General features: G+C 68.2%; 14 protein-coding genes and 1 pseudogene. 5 read left to right on the top strand and 10 right to left on the bottom strand.

Features of this window, described 5'->3' with window-relative positions; genetic code table 11:
* Nucleotides 1–85 precede the first annotated feature (85 nt).
* From asnB to BM051_RS07540, 6 genes are all read right to left on the bottom strand, one after another.
* Nucleotides 86–1915: an asparagine synthase (glutamine-hydrolyzing) gene (asnB, locus tag BM051_RS07565; RefSeq protein ID WP_092529290.1), complete on the bottom strand. Its 1830-nt coding sequence runs from the start codon at nt 1913–1915 to the stop codon at nt 86–88.
* On the bottom strand, nt 1915–2832 hold the full coding sequence (locus BM051_RS07560) for an LLM class flavin-dependent oxidoreductase (RefSeq protein ID WP_092529289.1): 918 nt from the start codon (nt 2830–2832) through the stop codon (nt 1915–1917). Before BM051_RS07560 ends, asnB begins: the two co-directional genes overlap by 1 nt.
* Before the next feature lies 1 nt (nt 2833).
* Nucleotides 2834–4168 carry an ATP-grasp domain-containing protein gene (locus tag BM051_RS07555; RefSeq protein WP_092529288.1) on the bottom strand — a complete coding sequence of 445 codons (1335 nt, stop codon included), beginning with the start codon at nt 4166–4168 and terminating at the stop codon, nt 2834–2836.
* Nucleotides 4165–5436: an MFS transporter gene (locus tag BM051_RS07550; protein WP_341770754.1), complete on the bottom strand. Its 1272-nt coding sequence runs from the start codon at nt 5434–5436 to the stop codon at nt 4165–4167. Before BM051_RS07550 ends, BM051_RS07555 begins: the two co-directional genes overlap by 4 nt.
* 61 nt (nt 5437–5497) lie before the next feature.
* Nucleotides 5498–6073 (bottom strand): YceI family protein, encoded by a 576-nt coding sequence (locus BM051_RS07545; RefSeq protein ID WP_092529286.1) that lies wholly within the window; start codon nt 6071–6073, stop codon nt 5498–5500.
* A gap of 182 nt (nt 6074–6255) precedes the next feature.
* A complete protein-coding gene (locus BM051_RS07540; protein WP_092529285.1) occupies nt 6256–7575 on the bottom strand; it encodes an extracellular solute-binding protein in 1320 nt (439 codons plus the stop codon).
* 167 nt (nt 7576–7742) lie between these two features.
* Here BM051_RS07540 and BM051_RS07535 point away from each other — a divergent pair, with 167 nt between their 5' ends.
* On the top strand, nt 7743–9062 hold the full coding sequence (locus BM051_RS07535) for a GNAT family N-acetyltransferase (protein WP_166677564.1): 1320 nt from the start codon (nt 7743–7745) through the stop codon (nt 9060–9062).
* Between the two features lie 98 nt (nt 9063–9160).
* The gene (locus BM051_RS07530; RefSeq protein ID WP_243859214.1) at nt 9161–10660 is read left to right on the top strand and encodes an MFS transporter; all 1500 of its coding nucleotides are present in this window, start codon (nt 9161–9163) and stop codon (nt 10658–10660) included.
* Between the two features lie 111 nt (nt 10661–10771).
* On the opposite strand, the gene BM051_RS07525 is transcribed toward BM051_RS07530, so the two are convergent.
* Nucleotides 10772–11512 (bottom strand): helix-turn-helix domain-containing protein, encoded by a 741-nt coding sequence (locus BM051_RS07525; protein ID WP_092529282.1) that lies wholly within the window; start codon nt 11510–11512, stop codon nt 10772–10774.
* A 292-nt stretch (nt 11513–11804) separates the two neighbouring features.
* On the opposite strand from BM051_RS07525, the gene BM051_RS07520 reads away from it, so the two are divergent.
* Nucleotides 11805–13388: a 4-hydroxyphenylacetate 3-hydroxylase N-terminal domain-containing protein gene (locus BM051_RS07520; protein ID WP_092529281.1), complete on the top strand. Its 1584-nt coding sequence runs from the start codon at nt 11805–11807 to the stop codon at nt 13386–13388.
* Nucleotides 13389–13512: 124 nt separating this feature from the next.
* The gene (locus BM051_RS07515) at nt 13513–13947 is read left to right on the top strand and encodes an SgcJ/EcaC family oxidoreductase (protein WP_341770749.1); all 435 of its coding nucleotides are present in this window, start codon (nt 13513–13515) and stop codon (nt 13945–13947) included.
* A 150-nt stretch (nt 13948–14097) separates the two neighbouring features.
* On the opposite strand, the gene BM051_RS07510 is transcribed toward BM051_RS07515, so the two are convergent.
* The gene (locus BM051_RS07510) at nt 14098–14850 is read right to left on the bottom strand and encodes an SDR family NAD(P)-dependent oxidoreductase (RefSeq protein ID WP_092529280.1); all 753 of its coding nucleotides are present in this window, start codon (nt 14848–14850) and stop codon (nt 14098–14100) included.
* Between the two features lie 447 nt (nt 14851–15297).
* On the opposite strand from BM051_RS07510, the pseudogene BM051_RS30630 reads away from it, so the two are divergent.
* A pseudogene (locus BM051_RS30630) lies at nt 15298–15759 on the top strand (bifunctional nuclease family protein); the annotation flags it as partial.
* A 192-nt stretch (nt 15760–15951) separates the two neighbouring features.
* On the opposite strand, the gene BM051_RS28940 reads toward BM051_RS30630, so the two are convergent.
* Complete coding sequence (locus BM051_RS28940) at nt 15952–16527, bottom strand: HEPN domain-containing protein (RefSeq protein ID WP_166677563.1); 576 nt, start codon at nt 16525–16527, stop codon at nt 15952–15954.
* 208 nt (nt 16528–16735) lie between these two features.
* Complete coding sequence (locus BM051_RS07500; protein WP_243859213.1) at nt 16736–17008, bottom strand: helix-turn-helix domain-containing protein; 273 nt, start codon at nt 17006–17008, stop codon at nt 16736–16738.
* Nucleotides 17009–17237 lie beyond the last annotated feature (229 nt).

Genomic DNA, 17237 nt, shown 5'->3' with positions numbered 1-17237 from the left:
GGGTTCGCCGGACCCGGCTTGGCGACGTTCCGGGACGGCAGCCGGCCAGGTCGGCGCCGGGTGGGACGCGGCCGGCCGGCACGGGTCAGGCCACGCTGAGTCGGTGTTCGCGCATCCAGACGTCCAGTTCCACCAGCGGGATCAGCAGGTGCGCGGTGCTGGCATGGGTCATCGTCGGTGCCCGCCGGTCGGTGAGCTCGAGGACCTTGTGCCGATCGAGCAGCTCCCACAGCGGCGAGGAGCAGTCGTCCACCATGTCCCGTGCCGCGGCGCGGATGGCGTCGTCGTGGGCCGGGTCGTGCATGGCCGGATAGGCACTTTTCGGGCGCAGGAGCACGTCTTCGGGCAGCAGGTCCGCCACCGCCATGCGGAGCAGGCTCTTCTCCCGGCCGTCGGCGATCTTCATCGACCAGGGCACGTTCCAGACGTACTCCAGCAGCCGATGGTCGCAGAAGGGCACCCGTACTTCCAGCCCAACCGCCATGCTCATCCGGTCTTTGCGGTCGAGGAGCATCGACAGCGGCCCCTGTGAGCTGAAGAACAGCACTTCGCGCATCCGCGCGTTCACCCCGTCCTCCCCGGGCAACCTGGGGACCTGCGCACGCAGGGTCGAGTACCGGTCGGCCTCCAGTTCGCCGGGGCGCAGTTCCTGTCGCACGTCCTCGGCGAGGCAGTCGGTCAGCCGCGGGGCGTCGCCGAGCCACGGGAACGTCTCGCGCCAGACGGTGCCGGGGTCGTGGAACCAGGGGTAACCACCGAAGAGCTCATCGGCGGCTTCACCGGACAGCGCGACGGTAGATCGTTCGCGGAGGGCGGCGAACATGAGATACATCGAGGCGTCGAACTGCCCGATGCTGGGCAGGTCGCGAGCCCGGCGAGCACTGGGGATCGCCTCGGCGACGTCGCCGGCCTTCAGCACGACCTCGACATGGTCGGCGCCGATGTGCCGGGCGACCATGGCCGCGTACGGTGAGTCCCGCTCGGGCCGTAGTGAGGTGGACCGGAAGTTCTCCTCCTCCCCGTCGAAGCGGACGGAGTAGGTCACCAGCGGGCCCTCTCCGGAGCGGGCCAGGCTCCGCGCGGCCAGCGCCGCGATCGCGCTGGAGTCCAGGCCGCCGGACAGCATCGCCGCCCGCGGCACGTCGGCGACCAGCTGCCGCTCGACGATGTCCTCGAGCAGCTCCCGAACGGTCCGCACGGTCGTGGCGAGGTCGTCGGTGTGCTCCCTGCTGACCAGGCGCCAGTACGGGTACTCGTAGCATCCCCGCCGGTCGATCCGCACCACATGGCCTGGCTTGACCTCGCGCAAGCCGTCGATCGGCGTCTCGCCGGGCAGGGCCAGCCGGGGGTTGAACAGGATCGGCAGGGCCTCCAGCGACAGGCTCGGGGTGAAATGGGGGTTCGCCAGCACACCCTTGGGCTCGGAGGCGAACAGCACGCCGCTCGGCCCCGGGGCGTAGTACAGCGGCTTAATGCCCAGCCGGTCCCTGGCGAGCAGCAGCTTCTCCCGGACGGAGTCCCACACCGCGAACGCGAACATCCCGTTGAGTCGCTCGACGCAGCCTGCGCCCCATTCCAGGTAGGCGCGCAGCACCACTTCGGTGTCCGATCGGGTGCTGAACCGGTGGCCCAGTTGGGTGAGATGGGCACGCAGCTCGCGGAAGTTGTACACCTCTCCGGAGTACACCAGGACCACGGGAGACCCGTCCGGCCCCACGTCGGCCGTCATCGGCTGCGCGCCACCGGCCACGTCGATCACCGCCAGTCGCCGGTGCCCGAGCGCCACGTGCGGGCTCAGCCACGTGCCCCGGTCGTCGGGACCACGGTCGGCCATCGTGTCGGTCATCGTGTCGAGGACGTCCTGCTCACGGCGAAGATCTCGAGCGAAGTCGAGCCAACCGACAATGCCACACATCAGTACGTCCCTTCCCGATCGGAGCTGCCCACGACGTGGGTGACCGCATCCTCGAACTCGCGTAGATCCCCCGCGAACACACCCTCACCGCGCGGGTAGGCCACGACGATGTCGGTGAACCCCAGTGCGGCACAACGTCCCGTCAGGTCGGCCAGCCGCTCGGGCGAACCGTACGGATCCGGCGCCACCCGGCTCAGGTTGACCAGCTTGCGCAGGCTGCCGACCGGTCTGCCCACCGCGTCGCACGCCTGCGCGAGGCGGTCGACCTGACGCCGTAGGGTGCGGAAGGCCGAGTCCTCGCCCTGTCCCCCCGGCGCACGGGCATCGCCGATGGTCACCCAGAAGTCGCCGAACTCCGCGGCCAGTCGCATGCCCTGCGGGCCCGCTGCCGCGATGGCGAGCGGAACCCGGGGCCGCTGTAGGCAGCCGGGGATCATCCGCACGTCCTGCGCCGTGAAGTGCGTGCCCGCGACCGTGGTCACCGGGTCGCGCAGCAGCCGGTCCACCAGTGTCACGAACTCGCCGAACCGCGCGGCCCGCACCGCGGGGGAGGGCTCCGCCTCGCCGAGGGCGCTGCTGTCGGGTCCCCCGGAACCCGCGCCGACGCCCAGCACGAAACGTCCCTCGCTCGACTGGTCCAGCGACATCGCCTGCCTGGCCGTGAGCACCGGGTGGCGGAAGTTCGGTGTGGTGACCAGTACGCCCAACGCCGGTGTCGTGGTGACGCAGGCCGCGGTGGCGATGGTGATCATCGCGTCGAACCAGGGCCGGTCACGCAGGGAGCGCCAGGACAGGTGGTCGAGGGTCCAGACGTGGGCGAAGCCGAGCTCCTCGACCCTGCGCCACACCTGGGCTCCGGTGCGTCCGGAATGTTCCGGCAACACCAGGGCGCCGAGCCGGACACCAGTCCCGCTCATCTCAGGCCTCGGCCAGCAGGCAGGTCCGCCTGGCCGTGACGCCACCGATCGTCGATGCCTGGTGGCCCTCGTCCGTGAAGCGCACGTAGCAGCCGGCCGCCCGCCCGCCGAGACAGAACGGGCTGACGACGGGTGTGGCGGAGATCCGGTTGATCTCGCCGGATTCGGCGAGGAGGTCCAAGGGGTACGGCTGCGTCTCGACCCGCTCCTGGACGATGAAGTCACCAGTGCGGACGGCATCCTCCACCAGGCAGGACCACACTTCGTCCGAGATCGTCCCACCGAGGAACACCTCTTCGCCGGCACAACCGGTCGCACCCTTGAGCACGAAGTCGTCCTTCCGGTCGACGAGCAGCCGCGGAAGGTGGTGTTTCGTGTCGCGCCACCACACCTCGCGATCGCCGACCACCCGGCTCCACGGGACGTACCGCCGCACCAGTTCGGTCTCGCTGCCGGTCATCCACGGCTGGCCTTCCGACAACAGCGCCAGCGTCTTCTTGGTGTGCAGGAACCACGCGCTCTGCGAGGGAACCAGCAGCAGTCCCGCGTCGAGCGCGGCCCGGACGGGGGACAGGTCGTACCCGACGGTCGCGGCGTCCTGGACGGTGAACGCCGCGATCCCCAAATGCGTTCGGAGGTTTCCCGGAAGACCGATGCCGGTGAGCAGGTCGTCGAACTCCAGCTGCGTGGCATGCACACCGTGCCGGCGCAGCGCGTTCACCTGGACGTCGAACACCCGGCTACCGGTGCCGGGCCCCCAGTCCCGGGGCGTGCCGACGATGACCGCCGACGGCGGTACGCCGAGCTCGGCGCAGGTGGTTTCGATCAGCCGGGCCTGCTGGGCGAACGCGTCGACGGCCACGAACGCCGGGCGCCCGGCCGCCTCCCGGATACGGTGCCAGGCCTGTTGGTACAGAAGGAAATGCGCCATCCCACCGAAGCCGCCGCTGACGTTGAACTCGATGAACTTCGGGCCGTCCGGGCCGATGATCACATCCGCCCGTGTCATGTCGGCACAATGCCGCAGCTCGAAGTCCTCGTCCGGCACGAACATCGGACAGTCGGCCGGGTCGATGCCCAGGGCGGCCATCCTGCCGGGTCGGTCGTCGGCCAGGTTGACCACCGCCTTGCGCAGCAGCGAAATCAGTCCCGCCGTTGCCGAAAGGAGCTCCAGGTACGAGTTCCTCGGCACGATCATCGGCTGCAATGCGATGGGGAAACCGCTGCGGGGAATCTCCCGGAACTCCTCGGCCATTATCTCGGCGATCAGCCCGGGCGCCAGCCCGATCTCCGGCGGCGTGGTGCACGCCCCCGACCACGACCTGAGTGCGGTCATACTCGCTCCCGTCCGGCTGCCCGGCCGGCCAGCGCCCAGCGCCCGGCGAAGTAGGTGCCGACACCACCGGCAATGTAGAGACCGGCGAGGACGAACCAGCCCACGACGGCCCACTCGACCAGCAGCACCGTCATGATTCCGGGAGCGAGCATCATGGCCGTGGCCTGGCCGATCCCGAACGTCCCCTGGTACTCGCCGTGCGCGTTCTCCGGAGTCAGCCCCACGGACAGTCCGAAGCCGCTGGCCACGAACAGCAGCTCACCGACCAGGTAGACCATGGTGGCGACGACGAGCACGGTGATGACCGTCGCCCCGGAACCGTGGTAGCTGCCGGCGAAGACCAGGCAGGCCGCCGCGAGCGCGAGTCCGGACCACAGCCCGAGGCGCGCGGCTCCGGGAACCGTCGCGCCCCGCCGGCTCACCCGGTTCTGGAACAACACCGTCCCCGTCGCCGAGATGCCCACGACCACGGCCCAGATCCACAGCGGAGCGTGCGTGTGGTGCGAGATCCACAGCGGTACCCCGGGGTCGATCATTCCCCAGCTCAGCGCCAGCACTCCGTGGAGGCCGGTGAGGACGAGGAACGGCCGGTCCCGCAGCACCAGGGCGCGGCGCTTGACCCTGCGGTCGGCCAGCGACTCCACGTGGGGCAACCGCAGCGCGAGCAGCATGGCGCACAGGATGTGCAGCCCGCCGTAGACCCCCAGCAAGATCAAGTATCCGGCCCTGGTGTCCAACGACAGGACGAACCCGCCGACCAGCGCGCCGACCACGACGCCGACCTGGGTGAACACCCGAGCCGTCGAAATGCTGGTCATGCGGTCCTCGCCGGTGGTGAGCCCGGAGATGACCGCGATGCGGATGCCGGGAGCCGACCGCTCGGCGGCCGTCATGATGCAGGTCGCCAGCAGGATCAGCCAGAAGTCGTGGACGACGGTGTAGGAGAGGATCGCGGCGCCTTGGATCACCCCTAGGCCGACGAGTACCTCGCGCGCTCCGATGCGGTCGGCAAGGTAGCCGAGCGGCCCGCCGACGATCATGCCCACGATGCCCGCCGCGGTGACTCCGATGCCGAACTCGGCGGTGGACAGGCCGACCGACCGGATGAAGAACATCGCCCAGCAGGTGAACCAGGCGCCCCGGCCCAGGGAGAGCACAAGCCCGACAAGGTAGATCGGCCCGACGGGTTGGTTCCACCACTCGGTGGTCGTCCAGCCGGGCCGACGTGGGGGCCGCGTGGGGAGTGGGCGAGGTGCTTCTTCCGCCACATTCGTGTCCACTGTCACCACCTCGCAGAATGGATCGCCAACTCCCCGGCCGCGGCTTGTGTCACGCGTCGAGAACGGCCTCGATGTCCAGGGCGATGGTCACCTTGTCCCCGACGACGATCTTGCTGCCGTCGACGGCCAGGCCGAAGCTGACACCGAAGTCCGACCGGCGGATCGTGGTCCGGCCTTCGAACCCGATCCGCGTCTCGCCCTGCATCCCCGTCGGGTCGATACCGAGGAAATCGAGTTCGATCTCGACCGGCCTGGTCGTCCCGTAAATGGTCAGGTCACCGGTCAGTACCCACGATTCGTCGTCCTGGCGCAGCCCGGTGCTGGCGAACTCCATCGTCGGATACTTCTCGACGTCGAAGAAGTCGGCCGAGCGCAGGTGATCGTCCCGCATGGTGATACTGGTATCGACCGACGACAGGTCGATGCTGGCGGTCACCGACGATCCCACCGGCTCCTCAGCGGTCACGATCTGCCCATTGAACTCGGTGAACCTGCCGCGCACCTTGCTCATCAGGTGTCGCACGGAAAAGCTCACCGCGGAGTGGGCGGCGTCAATGGACCATGTCCCGGCAACCCAGCCCTCGATCGCCGAGGCATTGCCCGCGGCCACAGTGGCTTCACTCATATTGTTCTCCCTTACGAAATGTGCCGCGACGTCGATCGCTGCACAGCGATCCGTTGGCGATCGTGACATCTCCCTGCCCGCCGGGTCATCTTCGGGCGTGCTGTCATGCACGATCCGACAGCGACATCGGCTGATGCCAACCACCGTCGCCGTGGACCTCCGGCGTTGCCGGGGTCGGCGACTCACGGCTTACGGGTGCGAACTCCTTCGTTGTACTCGTCCAACAGTCGCTGGGCCTCGCCCGTGGCCGCGGTGAACCGTGCGACAGGGTCGGCGCCGGCGGCCAGGACGTCATGCATGGCGTCGGTGGTGGCCATCTGGATCTTGAGGAAGTTGCCGAAGATCGCCGCCCGCGTGGCGGGGATGTCGGTGGTCGCCCGCAGCTGGTCGATCGCCACCCGGAAGTGCGGGTGCTCCTCGAACCAGCCTTCGGCGTCGAGCAACGCGATCGACTTCTCGGTGACCGGGATGAACGTGCGGTGGTTGTCGTACACGCTGGTGGCGTGCCGAGGGGAGGCCAGGTACTGCAGGAACGCGAGCGCACCGTCCGCTGTGGCCTTGTCGAGGCCGTTGGCCAGCCACCAGGACTCGCCGGCGACCTGGTTGCCGTAATGCGGTGCATGACTGTTGTAGGGCAGCCGGCCTACCTCGACGCGGAACCCACCGTCCCGGCCCGCCTGGACCGTAGGCCCGGCCTCCACCGACGAGCTGAGAACGAACGCCACCTGCTGCGTCGCGAAGGCCTCGGCGCTGCCCTGCCAGTCGAGCGGCTTTCCGGTGTAGAGGTAGTGGCCGTTCTCGTGCAGCCGCTGCCACCACGTGACGTAGGCCATCATCTCCGGGGACGCGAGGTCGACCTTCGAGGAGCGGCCGGACCGGCCGTTGTCGCTGTCGGCGAGCAGCCCGCCCTGCTGCCCGACCGACTGCTGGAAGAACCAGCCGAAGTTCGGCCAGGTGATGGCGTGCGCCGGGCCGCCGGGAAGAGCGCGGACCGCCTTGCACGCCGCATCGACCTCGTCCCACGTCCGCGGGAGCTCGGAAACGCCCGCCGCGTCGAGCAAGGTTCGGTTGGCGTAGAGCAGCGCCGTCGACGTGTTCCTCGGCATCGAAACGAGCTCGCCGCCGAAGGTGTAGTAGTTGCGGGCATTGGCCACGATGTCGTCGACGACGACCGGTTCGCCGAGGATCTCCGTACGGCCGCCGATGGCCTTCTCCAGCGACGCGAAGAGCGGCGTGCCATCCTTCGCCACGGCGTCCCTGGCCTCCTGGGTCACCGTGTACTGGTACGCGGCGATGGTGGGCGGCTCGCCTCGGTCGGCCGCCTCGGCGACCGCTGTCGGCATCGTGGGATACGCGATGCCGTGGATCTCGACCCGATACCGCGGATGGTTCCGGCTGAACTCCGCCGCCCGCTCCCGGACAGGTTCCAGCAGCTCCGGCCACAGTGGCCAGTGGTTGAGCCAGACAGTGATGACGGTCCGGTCAGCTGATTCTTCACCCATGGGTTGGCGCTCACAATTCTGAGATCATTCCCGCGCTGCCATGCGTCGAGGCGCACGGCTGTCTGGCTTACATGATCAGCGACGGCCGCCCACGGTCGCATCTTCGTTCGTGCGGTTGTCCCTGCACGGGGTTGCCGGGCGGCACTGGCACCCGTGACGCTGACACGATGGACGATTTCGACGGAAGAACCGACGTGGCGCGGGGAAGCGGGAACGGTCTGGTCGACTCGCTCACCACCGCGGGTGCCGGAAGGCCGGAACAGTACTTCTTGCGCAGCCTCTCCGCACCGGAGGACGTGGAGCTCGTCAACGGCGTGCTGGCCGACGCGTTCGGCATCGAGGGTCTGGTCGACGGTCGGCCCGAACACACCGTCTTCGAGCCTGCCCGCGACCACGTTGCCGAGTACGACGGTGAACCCGTGGCGAACCTGGGTGCGTTCACCCGTGACCTGTCCGTCCCGGGAGCGGTGCTGCCCACGACCCACGTGGCCATGGGCGCCGTTCGCCAGCTGCATCGCCGCCGGGGGCTGATGACCCGCCTCATGCATGGCCAGCTGCGCGAATCCCGGTACGTCCACCACGAGCCGCTCTCGGTGTTGTGGGCCAGCGAGGCGCGCATCTATCAGCGGTACGGCTACGGAATGGCGAGCCAGAACTCGACGTTCACGATCGACAACCGCGAGGTGCGGCTCAAGAAGGAGCCGACACTGTCCGCGGGCCGGTTGCGGGAGACGACACCCGAGCGCGTCCACGACGAGATCCGCGAGGTCTTCGAGCGGGCCCGCCCGAGCCGTCCCGGCTGGTCCAGCCGCACCGGCCCCTGGTGGACGCCGCTGGTGGAGGACCCGCCGCCGCCGTTCCGGAAGGGCTACTCGACCATGCGCGCATTGCTGTTCGACGGAACCGCCGGCGCGGAGGGCTACGCGATCTGGCGGCGTAAGCAGGACTGGAGCAGCGACATCGTCAACGGCGAGGTGCAGGTGGTCGAGCTGGTCGCGACCACGCCCGCCGCGTACGCCGCGCTCTGGCACTTCCTCCTGTCGGTGGACCTGACCCGCACCGTCAAGTGGGACTTCGCGGCCGTCGACGAGCCGTTGCGGCTGCTGGTCAACGAGCCCCGCGCCCTCCGGATGACGACAGGGGACGGCCTGTGGGCTCGCCTGGTGGATCTGCCGGCCGCGCTGTCCGCTCGCCGCTACTCCGCCCCGCTCGACCTGGTGATCGAGGTCACCGACTCCATCCTGCCCGAGAACGCCGGCCGCTGGCGGCTCACCGCGGACGACAACGACACCACCTGCGTCAGGACCGCCGGCGAGCCTGATCTGGTCTGCGACGTCGCCGACCTCGGCGCGGCGTATCTCGGCGGCACGTCGCTCGCGTCGCTGGCCGCCGCCGGGCAGGTCCGCGAGCGCCGTCCCGGTGCGCTGGCGGCCGCGAGCACGGCGTTCGGCTGGCCGGTGGCGCCGTCCGCGCTCGGCCTTTTCTGATCTGCGAAGATTTACACCGTCTCCTAGGAAGAAGAAGTGCGATGCCAGAACGCGGGCCCGGAGTGCGAGCCGGACGGAAAGAATGGCTGGGTCTTGCGGTGCTCGGCCTGCCGACACTGGTGGTCGCCTTGGACATCGGCGTGCTGTTCCTGGCGCTTCCCCATCTCAGCGCGGACTTAGGGGCGAGCGACGTCGAGCAGTTGTGGATCATGGATATCTACGGGTTCCTGATGGCCGGTTGCCTGATCACCATGGGAAATCTCGGCGATCGGATCGGTCGCCGTCGACTGCTGCTGATCGGCGTGACCTGCTTCGGCGTGCTGTCCGTAGCGGCCGCCTATTCGACCAGCCCCGAAATGCTGATCGTCTCGCGTGCGCTGATGGGAATCGCCGCTGCCACCCTGATGCCGTCGACGCTCGCGTTGATCAGCAATATGTTCCGCGACGAGGACCAGCGCAGGATCGCCATTGCCGCGTGGATGAGCTGCATGATGGTCGGCTCCGCACTCGGCCCGGTGGTGGGCGGGCTGCTCCTGGACCTGTTCTGGTGGGGTGCGGTCTTCCTCCTCGGTGTGCCGGTGGCGCTGCTGCTGGTGGTGGCCGGGCCGGTCCTGCTGCCCGAGTACCGCAACCCGAACCCGGGCAGGCTGGACTTGACCAGCGTGATCCTGTCGCTGGCCACGACCCTGCCGATCATTTACGGCGTCAAAGAGGTCGCCACCGGCCACCTCGGGTCGGCGCTCGTGCCGGTGGGGGCGATCGTCGTGGGCATCGTCTTCGGTGTGGTGCTGGTGCGGCGGCAGCTGCGCCTGCCCGACCCACTGCTGGATCTGAGGCTGTTCCGCAACCGCGCTTTCAGTGCCACTCTGGTGTCCCAGCTGGTCGCCGCCGGCATCATGGCGGGGACATTCCTGCTGGTCAGCCAGTATGTGCAGACCGTAATGGGGCTCTCCCCCGCGGAGGCGGGGCTCTGGCTGCTGCCGCTGGGCCTGTCGATCGCGGTCGGTTCCCAGCTGTCCCAGCTGCTCGTCCGGTGGATGTCGCACAAGGCCGCGATCGCCGGCGGCCTGGCGCTGAGCGCACTGGGCTTCCTGCCCATCACCCAGGTCACCCCGGCCGGAGGGTTGCTCCTTGCCGTGATCGGCGGTGCCGTGCTGCATCTGGGTACTGGCCCGCTGTTCGCGCTGGGCGCCAACCTGGTCGTCGGGTCGGTGCCGCCGGAGCGGGCGGGGTCGGCGGCGTCACTGTCGGAGACCAGTAACATTTTCGGTTCGACACTGGGGCTGGCGGTGCTGGGCACCCTCGGCGCCGCGGTCTACCGCTCCGGCATGTCGGACGTCACCGTTCCCGGGGTCTCGCCGGAGGCCGCGGACGCGGCTCGCGGCACCATCTCCGGTGCCGTGGTCACCGCACAGAACATGGCCGACGCAACGTCGCTCCTGCGCGCCGCCCGTGAGGCGTACACCACCGGTGTGCACGTGGCCGCGATCGCCGGAGCCGTCGCCTTCCTTGCCCTCGCCGCGCTCGTGCTGCGGGCCTTCACGCACCAGCGTCGGCGGCCGACCGCGGCCACCGTGGAGACCGTCGGCACGGCCTGACCGGTTGGCATCGCTGCGCGCAGTCCACGAGGGACAGTCCTCGGGCGATGCCGTCTGCCCCAGTCCCACCGGAGTCGGCGTGCTTGCCGGTGCAAGCCCGGTCCTGGGCCGTCAGACGGCGACCTGTGCCGGCGAGTTCACGCGCAGGTCGGGCAAGGCCAGCAGAACCGGTGGGTCGAAAGTCCGAGTCGGGTGCAGCTGTAGGTCGACGCCTTCGGTGATGGCGCCGGGCTGGACCGTGATCGGCCCCCGGTAGCAGGTGTACGTCGTGCCGTTCGGCTCGTCCGCGACGAGGCCGTGGGCGACCAGGTGCCAAGTTCCCTGGGGAACACGCTGCAGAAGATACGGTCCGGGAGCGTCCAGAACCGTATACGCGGCAGGCGGGCCCTCGGTGATCCGGCCGGGGAACAGGCCGACGAACACCATTCCGGGTGCCGTTTCCGGCGGGACGTGGACCTGTCCGCGCAGCGGCGCGGCCGGGGTGCCCGGGTGGATCTGCCCCGCGGGAACTCGTGGCAGGAAGCCGCGGAGCTGGCGATACCCGGAGGGTGAGACTCCCACGCTCCGGCTGAACCGTGCGCTGAAGGTACCCACACTGTTGTAGCCCACGCGGTGGCTGATGTCGGCGGCAGTCGTCGCGGTGCACAGCAGCAGCCGCTTGGCCTCGGCCAGCCGCATCGCCGACAGGAACCGCCCCGGGGACACCCCGGTGGCCTGCTGGAACACCCTCGAGAAATGGAACTTGCTGAACATCGCCGAGCGAGCCACATCGTCAACGGTGAGCTGCTCGCCGAGTTTCTCCTGCATGGTACCAATGGCTCGCTCAACGGCTCGCCGAATGATGTCGTCCATTCTGGGCGTCCTCCCCGGGCTGGCATTCGCTGTGCACATCCCTCATGACGCACATTAACGCCACGGCCGCATCTCCTGAAGTGCTTCATTCACCACCTTGCATGAATTACTGGAGGTGACGACATGAAAAATTCACGTGCCGTCGCTATGCAGCCCGGTAGAAGAAGACGGCTGCGACGACCGGCGCGAAGATCAGAGGGCAGCTCCGCTCGCCGGTGTGCGGGCAGGACGGCCGGCCGGTTCGACGGTCCGCGCGAAGCCGGACCACCGACGAGAAGAGAGAAGACGTCTGATGACCGACAACCGGCGCACTGTGGGCCAGGCGGAAGAAATCCAGCCGAAGACACGTCCCTTCACCGGCGCCGAGTACATCGAAAGCCTGCGCGACGACCGGGAGGTCTACCTGTACGGCGACCGGGTCAAGGATGTCACGACGCACGCGGCGTTCAGCAACCCAGTCCGGATGGTCGCCAGGCTATATGCGGCGCTGCACGATCCGGAGAGGCGTGGCGTGCTCACCGCGCCGACCGATACCGGCAGCGACGGGTACACCCACAAGTTCTTCACGACCTCGCGCACGGTCGACGATCTTGTCGCCGACCAGAAGGCGATCGCGGCGTGGGCGCGGATGAGCTACGGGTGGATGGGCCGCAGCCCCGACTACAAGGCTTCGTTTCTCGGCACCCTTGGGGCGAACGCCGATTTCTACCAGCCCTTCGACGACAATGCCCGGCACTGGTACAAGCTGTCGCAGGAGAAGGTCCTGTACTGGAACCATGCGATCGTGCATCCGCCGGTCGATCGGAACCGGCCTGCGGACGAGGTCGCCGACGTGTTCGTCCACGTGGAGAAGGAGACCGACAGCGGGCTCGTCGTCAGCGGGGCCAAGGTGGTCGCCACCGGGTCGGCACTGACGCACTACAACTTCATCGCCCACTACGGGCTGCCGATCAAGGACAAGGAGTTCGCCCTCGTCGCGACGGTGCCGATGTCGGCGCCGGGGCTCAAGTTGATCTGCCGCCCGTCCTACAGTGCCACGGCCGCGGTGATGGGCAGCCCGTTCGACTATCCGCTGTCCTCCCGGCTGGACGAGAACGACACCATCCTGGTGCTGGACAAGGTGCTGATCCCGTGGGAGAACGTGTTCATCTACGGGAATCTCGGAAAGGTCCAGTTGTTCACCGGGCGATCGGGGTTCCCGGAGCGGTTCACCTTCCACGGCTGCACGCGCCTTGCCGTGAAACTGGAGTTCATCGCGGGACTGCTGGCCAAAGCGCTGGAGGTCACCGGCGCCGGCGACTTCCGCGGGGTGCAGAGCCGGCTGGGCGAGGTGCTGGCCTGGCGCAACCTGTTCTGGGGCTTGTCCGACGCCGCGGCACGCAACCCGTCGCGCTGGGTGGCGGGTGCGCTGCTGCCCAACGCCGACTACGGGATGGCGTACCGCTGGTTCATGCAGATCGGATACCCGCGCATCAAGGAGATCATCGAACAGGATGTCGCGAGCGGGCTGATCTACGTCAACTCCGCCGCGGAGGACTTTCGCAACCCCGACGTGCGGCCGTATCTGGACAAGTACCTGCGCGGTTCGAACGGACATGATGCGGTCGCGCGGGTCAAGGTGATGAAGCTGTTGTGGGATGCGGTCGGCACCGAGTTCGGTGGCCGTCACGAGCTGTACGAGCGCAACTACGCCGGTAGCCATGAGAACACCAGGATCGAACTGTATTCCTCGCAGCTCGTCAGCGGGCAGGTGGACAAGTACAAGGCCTTCGCGGACGAGTGTCTCGGCGAGTACGACCTGGACGGCTGGACGGTGCCGGACCTGTCCTCGCACGACGATCTCAGGCAGTTCCGCGACGGGATGCTCAACGGGTGAGGCCGGCAAGGGCACAAGGCGTCCTGGTGGCCATGGGCAGGAACGGTAAACACAGGAAGGGTCGCGCGAATGTCCGCGGAACTGATGTTCGCCAAGATCTATCTTTGACCACGATGGAGGATGAATGATGACAGAGACCACGATCGGCTCCGCAGCGATCTCCCCGTCCGCCGGCGACCAGGACGCCGTCGCGTCCATCCCGCGTCGGGTCGTCGCGGCGTGGGCGGCGCACGACGCGGCGGCCTTCGCCGAACTGTTCACCGAACAGGGGAGCATGGTCCTCCCCGGAGTGTTTCAGAAGGGCCGCGACGAGATCCGCTCGTTCATGACGGGCGCGTTCGCCGGGCCTTACCAGAACACCCGGGTGACCGGAACACCCGTCAGCGTCGAGTTCTTCAGCGACGCGACCGCGGTGTTGATCACCGAGGGCGGCGTGCTGCACCAGGGCGAAAGCGAGGTGGCCGCCGAGCGCGCCATCCGGGCTTCCTGGGTGGTCGTCAAGGAGAACGGCCAGTGGCTCCTGGCCGCTTATCAGAACAGTCCGCGCGAGAAGCGCTGACGCACCGACGGAGCCGACGGCGGTCCACCCTCGTTGAGGAGGGACCGCCGTCGGCTTTCAGCTGCCGAACAGAACCGCAGGCCGGTTCCGTGACCGGCCTGCGGAATGTTTCGTGCGCCCGAAGGTTCGGGCAGTCGTGGCGCACGTGGTTCAGCTGGGAACGCAGCTGACCAGCCCACCGTCGATGACCAGTTCCTGCCCGGTGATGTAGCTGGAACGGGAGGAGAGGAGGAAGAGCACGGCGTCGGCGACGTCGTCGGGGCGGCCGAGGCGGCCGAGTGCCACCTGGCTCCGGAAGATCTCCCGAACCTCGTCGCTGCCGGTGATGGCCTCGAGCATCTCGGTGTGGATGTGCCCGGGAGTGACCGTGTTGACCCGGATGCCGCGCTCGGCCAGGTCGCTGGCGAGCGAGCGGGTGAGGCTCGGCAGCCCGGCTTTGCTCGCGCCGTACAGTGAGCCGGCGGCCATCCCGCGGTGTGCCGTCCACGAGGAGTTGAGCACCACGGAGCTGCCGTCCGCCAGCAATGGCAACGCTTTCTGGACGGTGAAGAACACGCCCTTGAGGTTGGTGCCGATAACTCGGTCGAAGTCGGCCTCGGAGAGTTCCGCGGTGCGCGCGGCGACACCGGTGCCTGCGTTGGCGAACACGCCGTCCAGTGTCCCGAAGCGGTCCCGGATCGCGGCGATGAGCCGGTCCAGGTCGCCGAGGTCGGACACGTCGGTGGGCGCGGTCAGGACGTGGTCCTTCCCGCCGAGCTCTTTGGCGGCCTGCTCCAGCCGCTCCGTGCTCCGGCCGGCCAGTGCCACGTTCGCGCCGGCCTCGATGAGCCGGCGGGCAGCGCCCAGGCCGATCCCGCTGCCGCCGCCGGTGATCAGTACGGTCTTACCATCGAATTCTCTCATGCGATAATTGTCACCAGCGCTCATCGAGAGGCATCTCCTCTGCTGCGACGTTTTCCCAGTTCCACGTAGCACCGCTTGGCTTTCGCTGAGTCGGCAACCGAGAAGAAGGAGCGCAGCGCCGGTCCGGCCGGATGCGATCACCGACGCGGCGCGAGACACCGCATCCGGAGCGAACCCGAAGAAGGCCGGTGTCCCGCCACCAACGCTTGATGCGCAGCGCCTGCTCCCGTCCCTCGGCCGTGGCTGCCCGACCCCGCCGCCGACCCCGCCGGGCTCGGCCCGCACGGCGGTGCGGCCCCACTGTCGACGGCGCGAGTTCGCTGCATCGGAGTGACGAGCCGATTGGGTGTGTATGTGGAGAGGGACGATGGCGAAAGTGGGTTGAGTGGTGTGGTTCCAGTGCGGGTGCACGGGGTGGCTCTCCTGCCGCCGGATGAGACACCGGTGATGTTGCTCCGGGAGACCGACGGCGAGCAGCGCTGGTTGCCGATCTCGATCGGCGCGCCCGAGGCCAAGGCCCTGATCGCGGCCCAGCAGCGGATCGAGCACGCCCGCCCGGACACGATCGAGCTGATCGGGCACGTCATCGAGGCGTTGGGGCACCGGGTCCAGCGGGTGGCGGTGACGGCCCTGCACGAGGGCGTGTTCATCGCCGACCTGATCCTCACCGACGGCGCGCGCATCTCCGCGCGGCCGAGTGACGCCGTCGCCATCGGTGTTCGTGCCGGGGTGCGCCACCACCGTCTTCGCGCTCGCCGTGCTCGCCGGCACCCCCGCCCGCCGGAGGGCGGCGGTGCCGGCGTGAAGTTCTACCTCGGAGTCCACCAGCCCATCTGGCTGACCCGCGTGCCCTACATCCCGCTCCTGGTGTCGCACCGGAGGCTCGGCCACCGCCGCCCTCTGCCCAAGGCCATCACCGACTGGGTGCTCGACTCCGGCGGGTTCACCGAACTGCACCTGCACGGGCGTTGCGCTGTCCATGAAGCGTCCAGAAGCCGTCGCCGGCGACGGTCGGTGCAGGCTTCCGGTGTTGCGAGATCGTTATTCGCGGACGCCCGCTCGGGCGGGTCGAAAGCGGTCCCTGACCGCCTGAGCGAGCGGTCAGCGGTAGCGCGCGCAGACTCTGCTGTCGATCAGATCGGCCATGTTAGAGATCAGCGTTACCGCTTCTTTGGCGAGAGCCCTCTTGATGTAGGGCTTCTGGCCTCTGTGGACGATCTTGTGGCGTCCGTCGGTGATCCGGCGCAGTTCGGTTGCGGTTGCCACCCCACTACTCTCGTCGAAGTCCTGCCAACTGATCGGGCAGCCGAGGTAGCCGAGCGCGTTAACGACCTTCTCCGGGCCTTGGAAGGACTTCGTTTCAAGCCATTCGGACAATGCGGTGCGGAACTCGTCGTGCTTGTCCTGGGTGGTTGCGGCCAGGCTGACTCGCAGGACGAGGCCAGGGTCGGCCTTGGCGATCTGGGCAAGCGCATCCTTGAGGCTTGTCGACTTCGGAGCGTGCTCCGGCACGATCTCGAGGATCAGGTCGCTGAGGTAGGCATCCAGCGCGCCCACTGCGAACACGAGGCACCGGCGCAGGAGTTCCTTCTCGTCGTTGGCGGGTTGTCCTCGGCCTCTGTCCTTGTCGAAGATGCGAAGGAACGCCTGCGATCGTTCAACGTTTGCCTCAAACACCTTGTGTGCCGTTGTTCGAGTCATCTTCGCCGTGGGGTGTGTCCTCCGTCGGTGACGTCGCGTCTGCTGACCTTGACATCGCCAGAGGGCTGGGGCCGTTAGGCAATCAGCTCGCACGTGTTATCGGTTCTGGCGGGGTTCGCCGAGCACTGTGGCGAGTTTGTCGCGGCTGCATGGCCGCCATCGCTCCGTGCTCCGCAGGGGGTCGTCAGCGCGAGGTCCTCGGGTCGTCGTCGAGCGAGACCTCGCGCGGAGGAACGACCCCGTACAGCTCGTCCGGCGTGCATTTCAGCGCGGTACACAACGCCTGCAGAGTCTCGGTCTTCATCTGGACCGGCTGGTTGTTCATCAACGCGGAGATCGACGGCAGGGACAGGTTGAAGTTGGCACGTCGGGCGAGAAGTCCGCGCAACTCTGTGCCCTTCCACACGTCGCGGGAGGCCATCACCTGCCTTAGCCGCCACCGAAGCTGCACCGCCACGCCTCCCGCATTCGCCTGTCATCGGCGCCCTGCCTGGGCGCTGGTCGTCGCTCAGTCTCCCGTATGGACGCCGGGGACCCGACGGACCTCGCGGTGTGTTCCGGCCGCTGCGACTACGCAACGCGCGAAGCGCCCACGCGTCTTAGGTTGCGCCTACGGAAATTAGAGACTGCCTTAGTCCAATGGCAGGCGACTGCCCGTCACTCCGAGCCAGAGCGGTCGACGCTCC

Source organism: Amycolatopsis arida (assembly GCF_900115565.1).
GTDB lineage: Bacteria > Actinomycetota > Actinomycetes > Mycobacteriales > Pseudonocardiaceae > Yuhushiella > Yuhushiella arida.
Note: the sequence above shows the minus strand (reverse complement) of the source record. Positions and strands in the feature narration are given on the sequence as shown.

Excerpts from the sequence above, each read along its gene's own strand:
- BM051_RS07535 (WP_166677564.1), top strand. The coding sequence starts at position 7,743 with ATGGACGATTTCGACGGAAGAACCGACGTGGCGCGGGGAAGCGGGAAC.
- BM051_RS07515 (WP_341770749.1), top strand. The coding sequence starts at position 13,513 with ATGATGACAGAGACCACGATCGGCTCCGCAGCGATCTCCCCGTCCGCC.
- BM051_RS07545 (WP_092529286.1), bottom strand. The coding sequence starts at position 6,073 with ATGAGTGAAGCCACTGTGGCCGCGGGCAATGCCTCGGCGATCGAGGGC.
- BM051_RS07520 (WP_092529281.1), top strand. The coding sequence starts at position 11,805 with ATGACCGACAACCGGCGCACTGTGGGCCAGGCGGAAGAAATCCAGCCG.
- BM051_RS07560 (WP_092529289.1), bottom strand. The coding sequence starts at position 2,832 with ATGAGCGGGACTGGTGTCCGGCTCGGCGCCCTGGTGTTGCCGGAACAT.
- BM051_RS07555 (WP_092529288.1), bottom strand. The coding sequence starts at position 4,168 with ATGACCGCACTCAGGTCGTGGTCGGGGGCGTGCACCACGCCGCCGGAG.
- BM051_RS07510 (WP_092529280.1), bottom strand. The coding sequence starts at position 14,850 with ATGAGAGAATTCGATGGTAAGACCGTACTGATCACCGGCGGCGGCAGC.
- BM051_RS07525 (WP_092529282.1), bottom strand. The coding sequence starts at position 11,512 with ATGGACGACATCATTCGGCGAGCCGTTGAGCGAGCCATTGGTACCATG.
- BM051_RS07540 (WP_092529285.1), bottom strand. The coding sequence starts at position 7,575 with ATGGGTGAAGAATCAGCTGACCGGACCGTCATCACTGTCTGGCTCAAC.
- asnB (WP_092529290.1), bottom strand. The coding sequence starts at position 1,915 with ATGTGTGGCATTGTCGGTTGGCTCGACTTCGCTCGAGATCTTCGCCGT.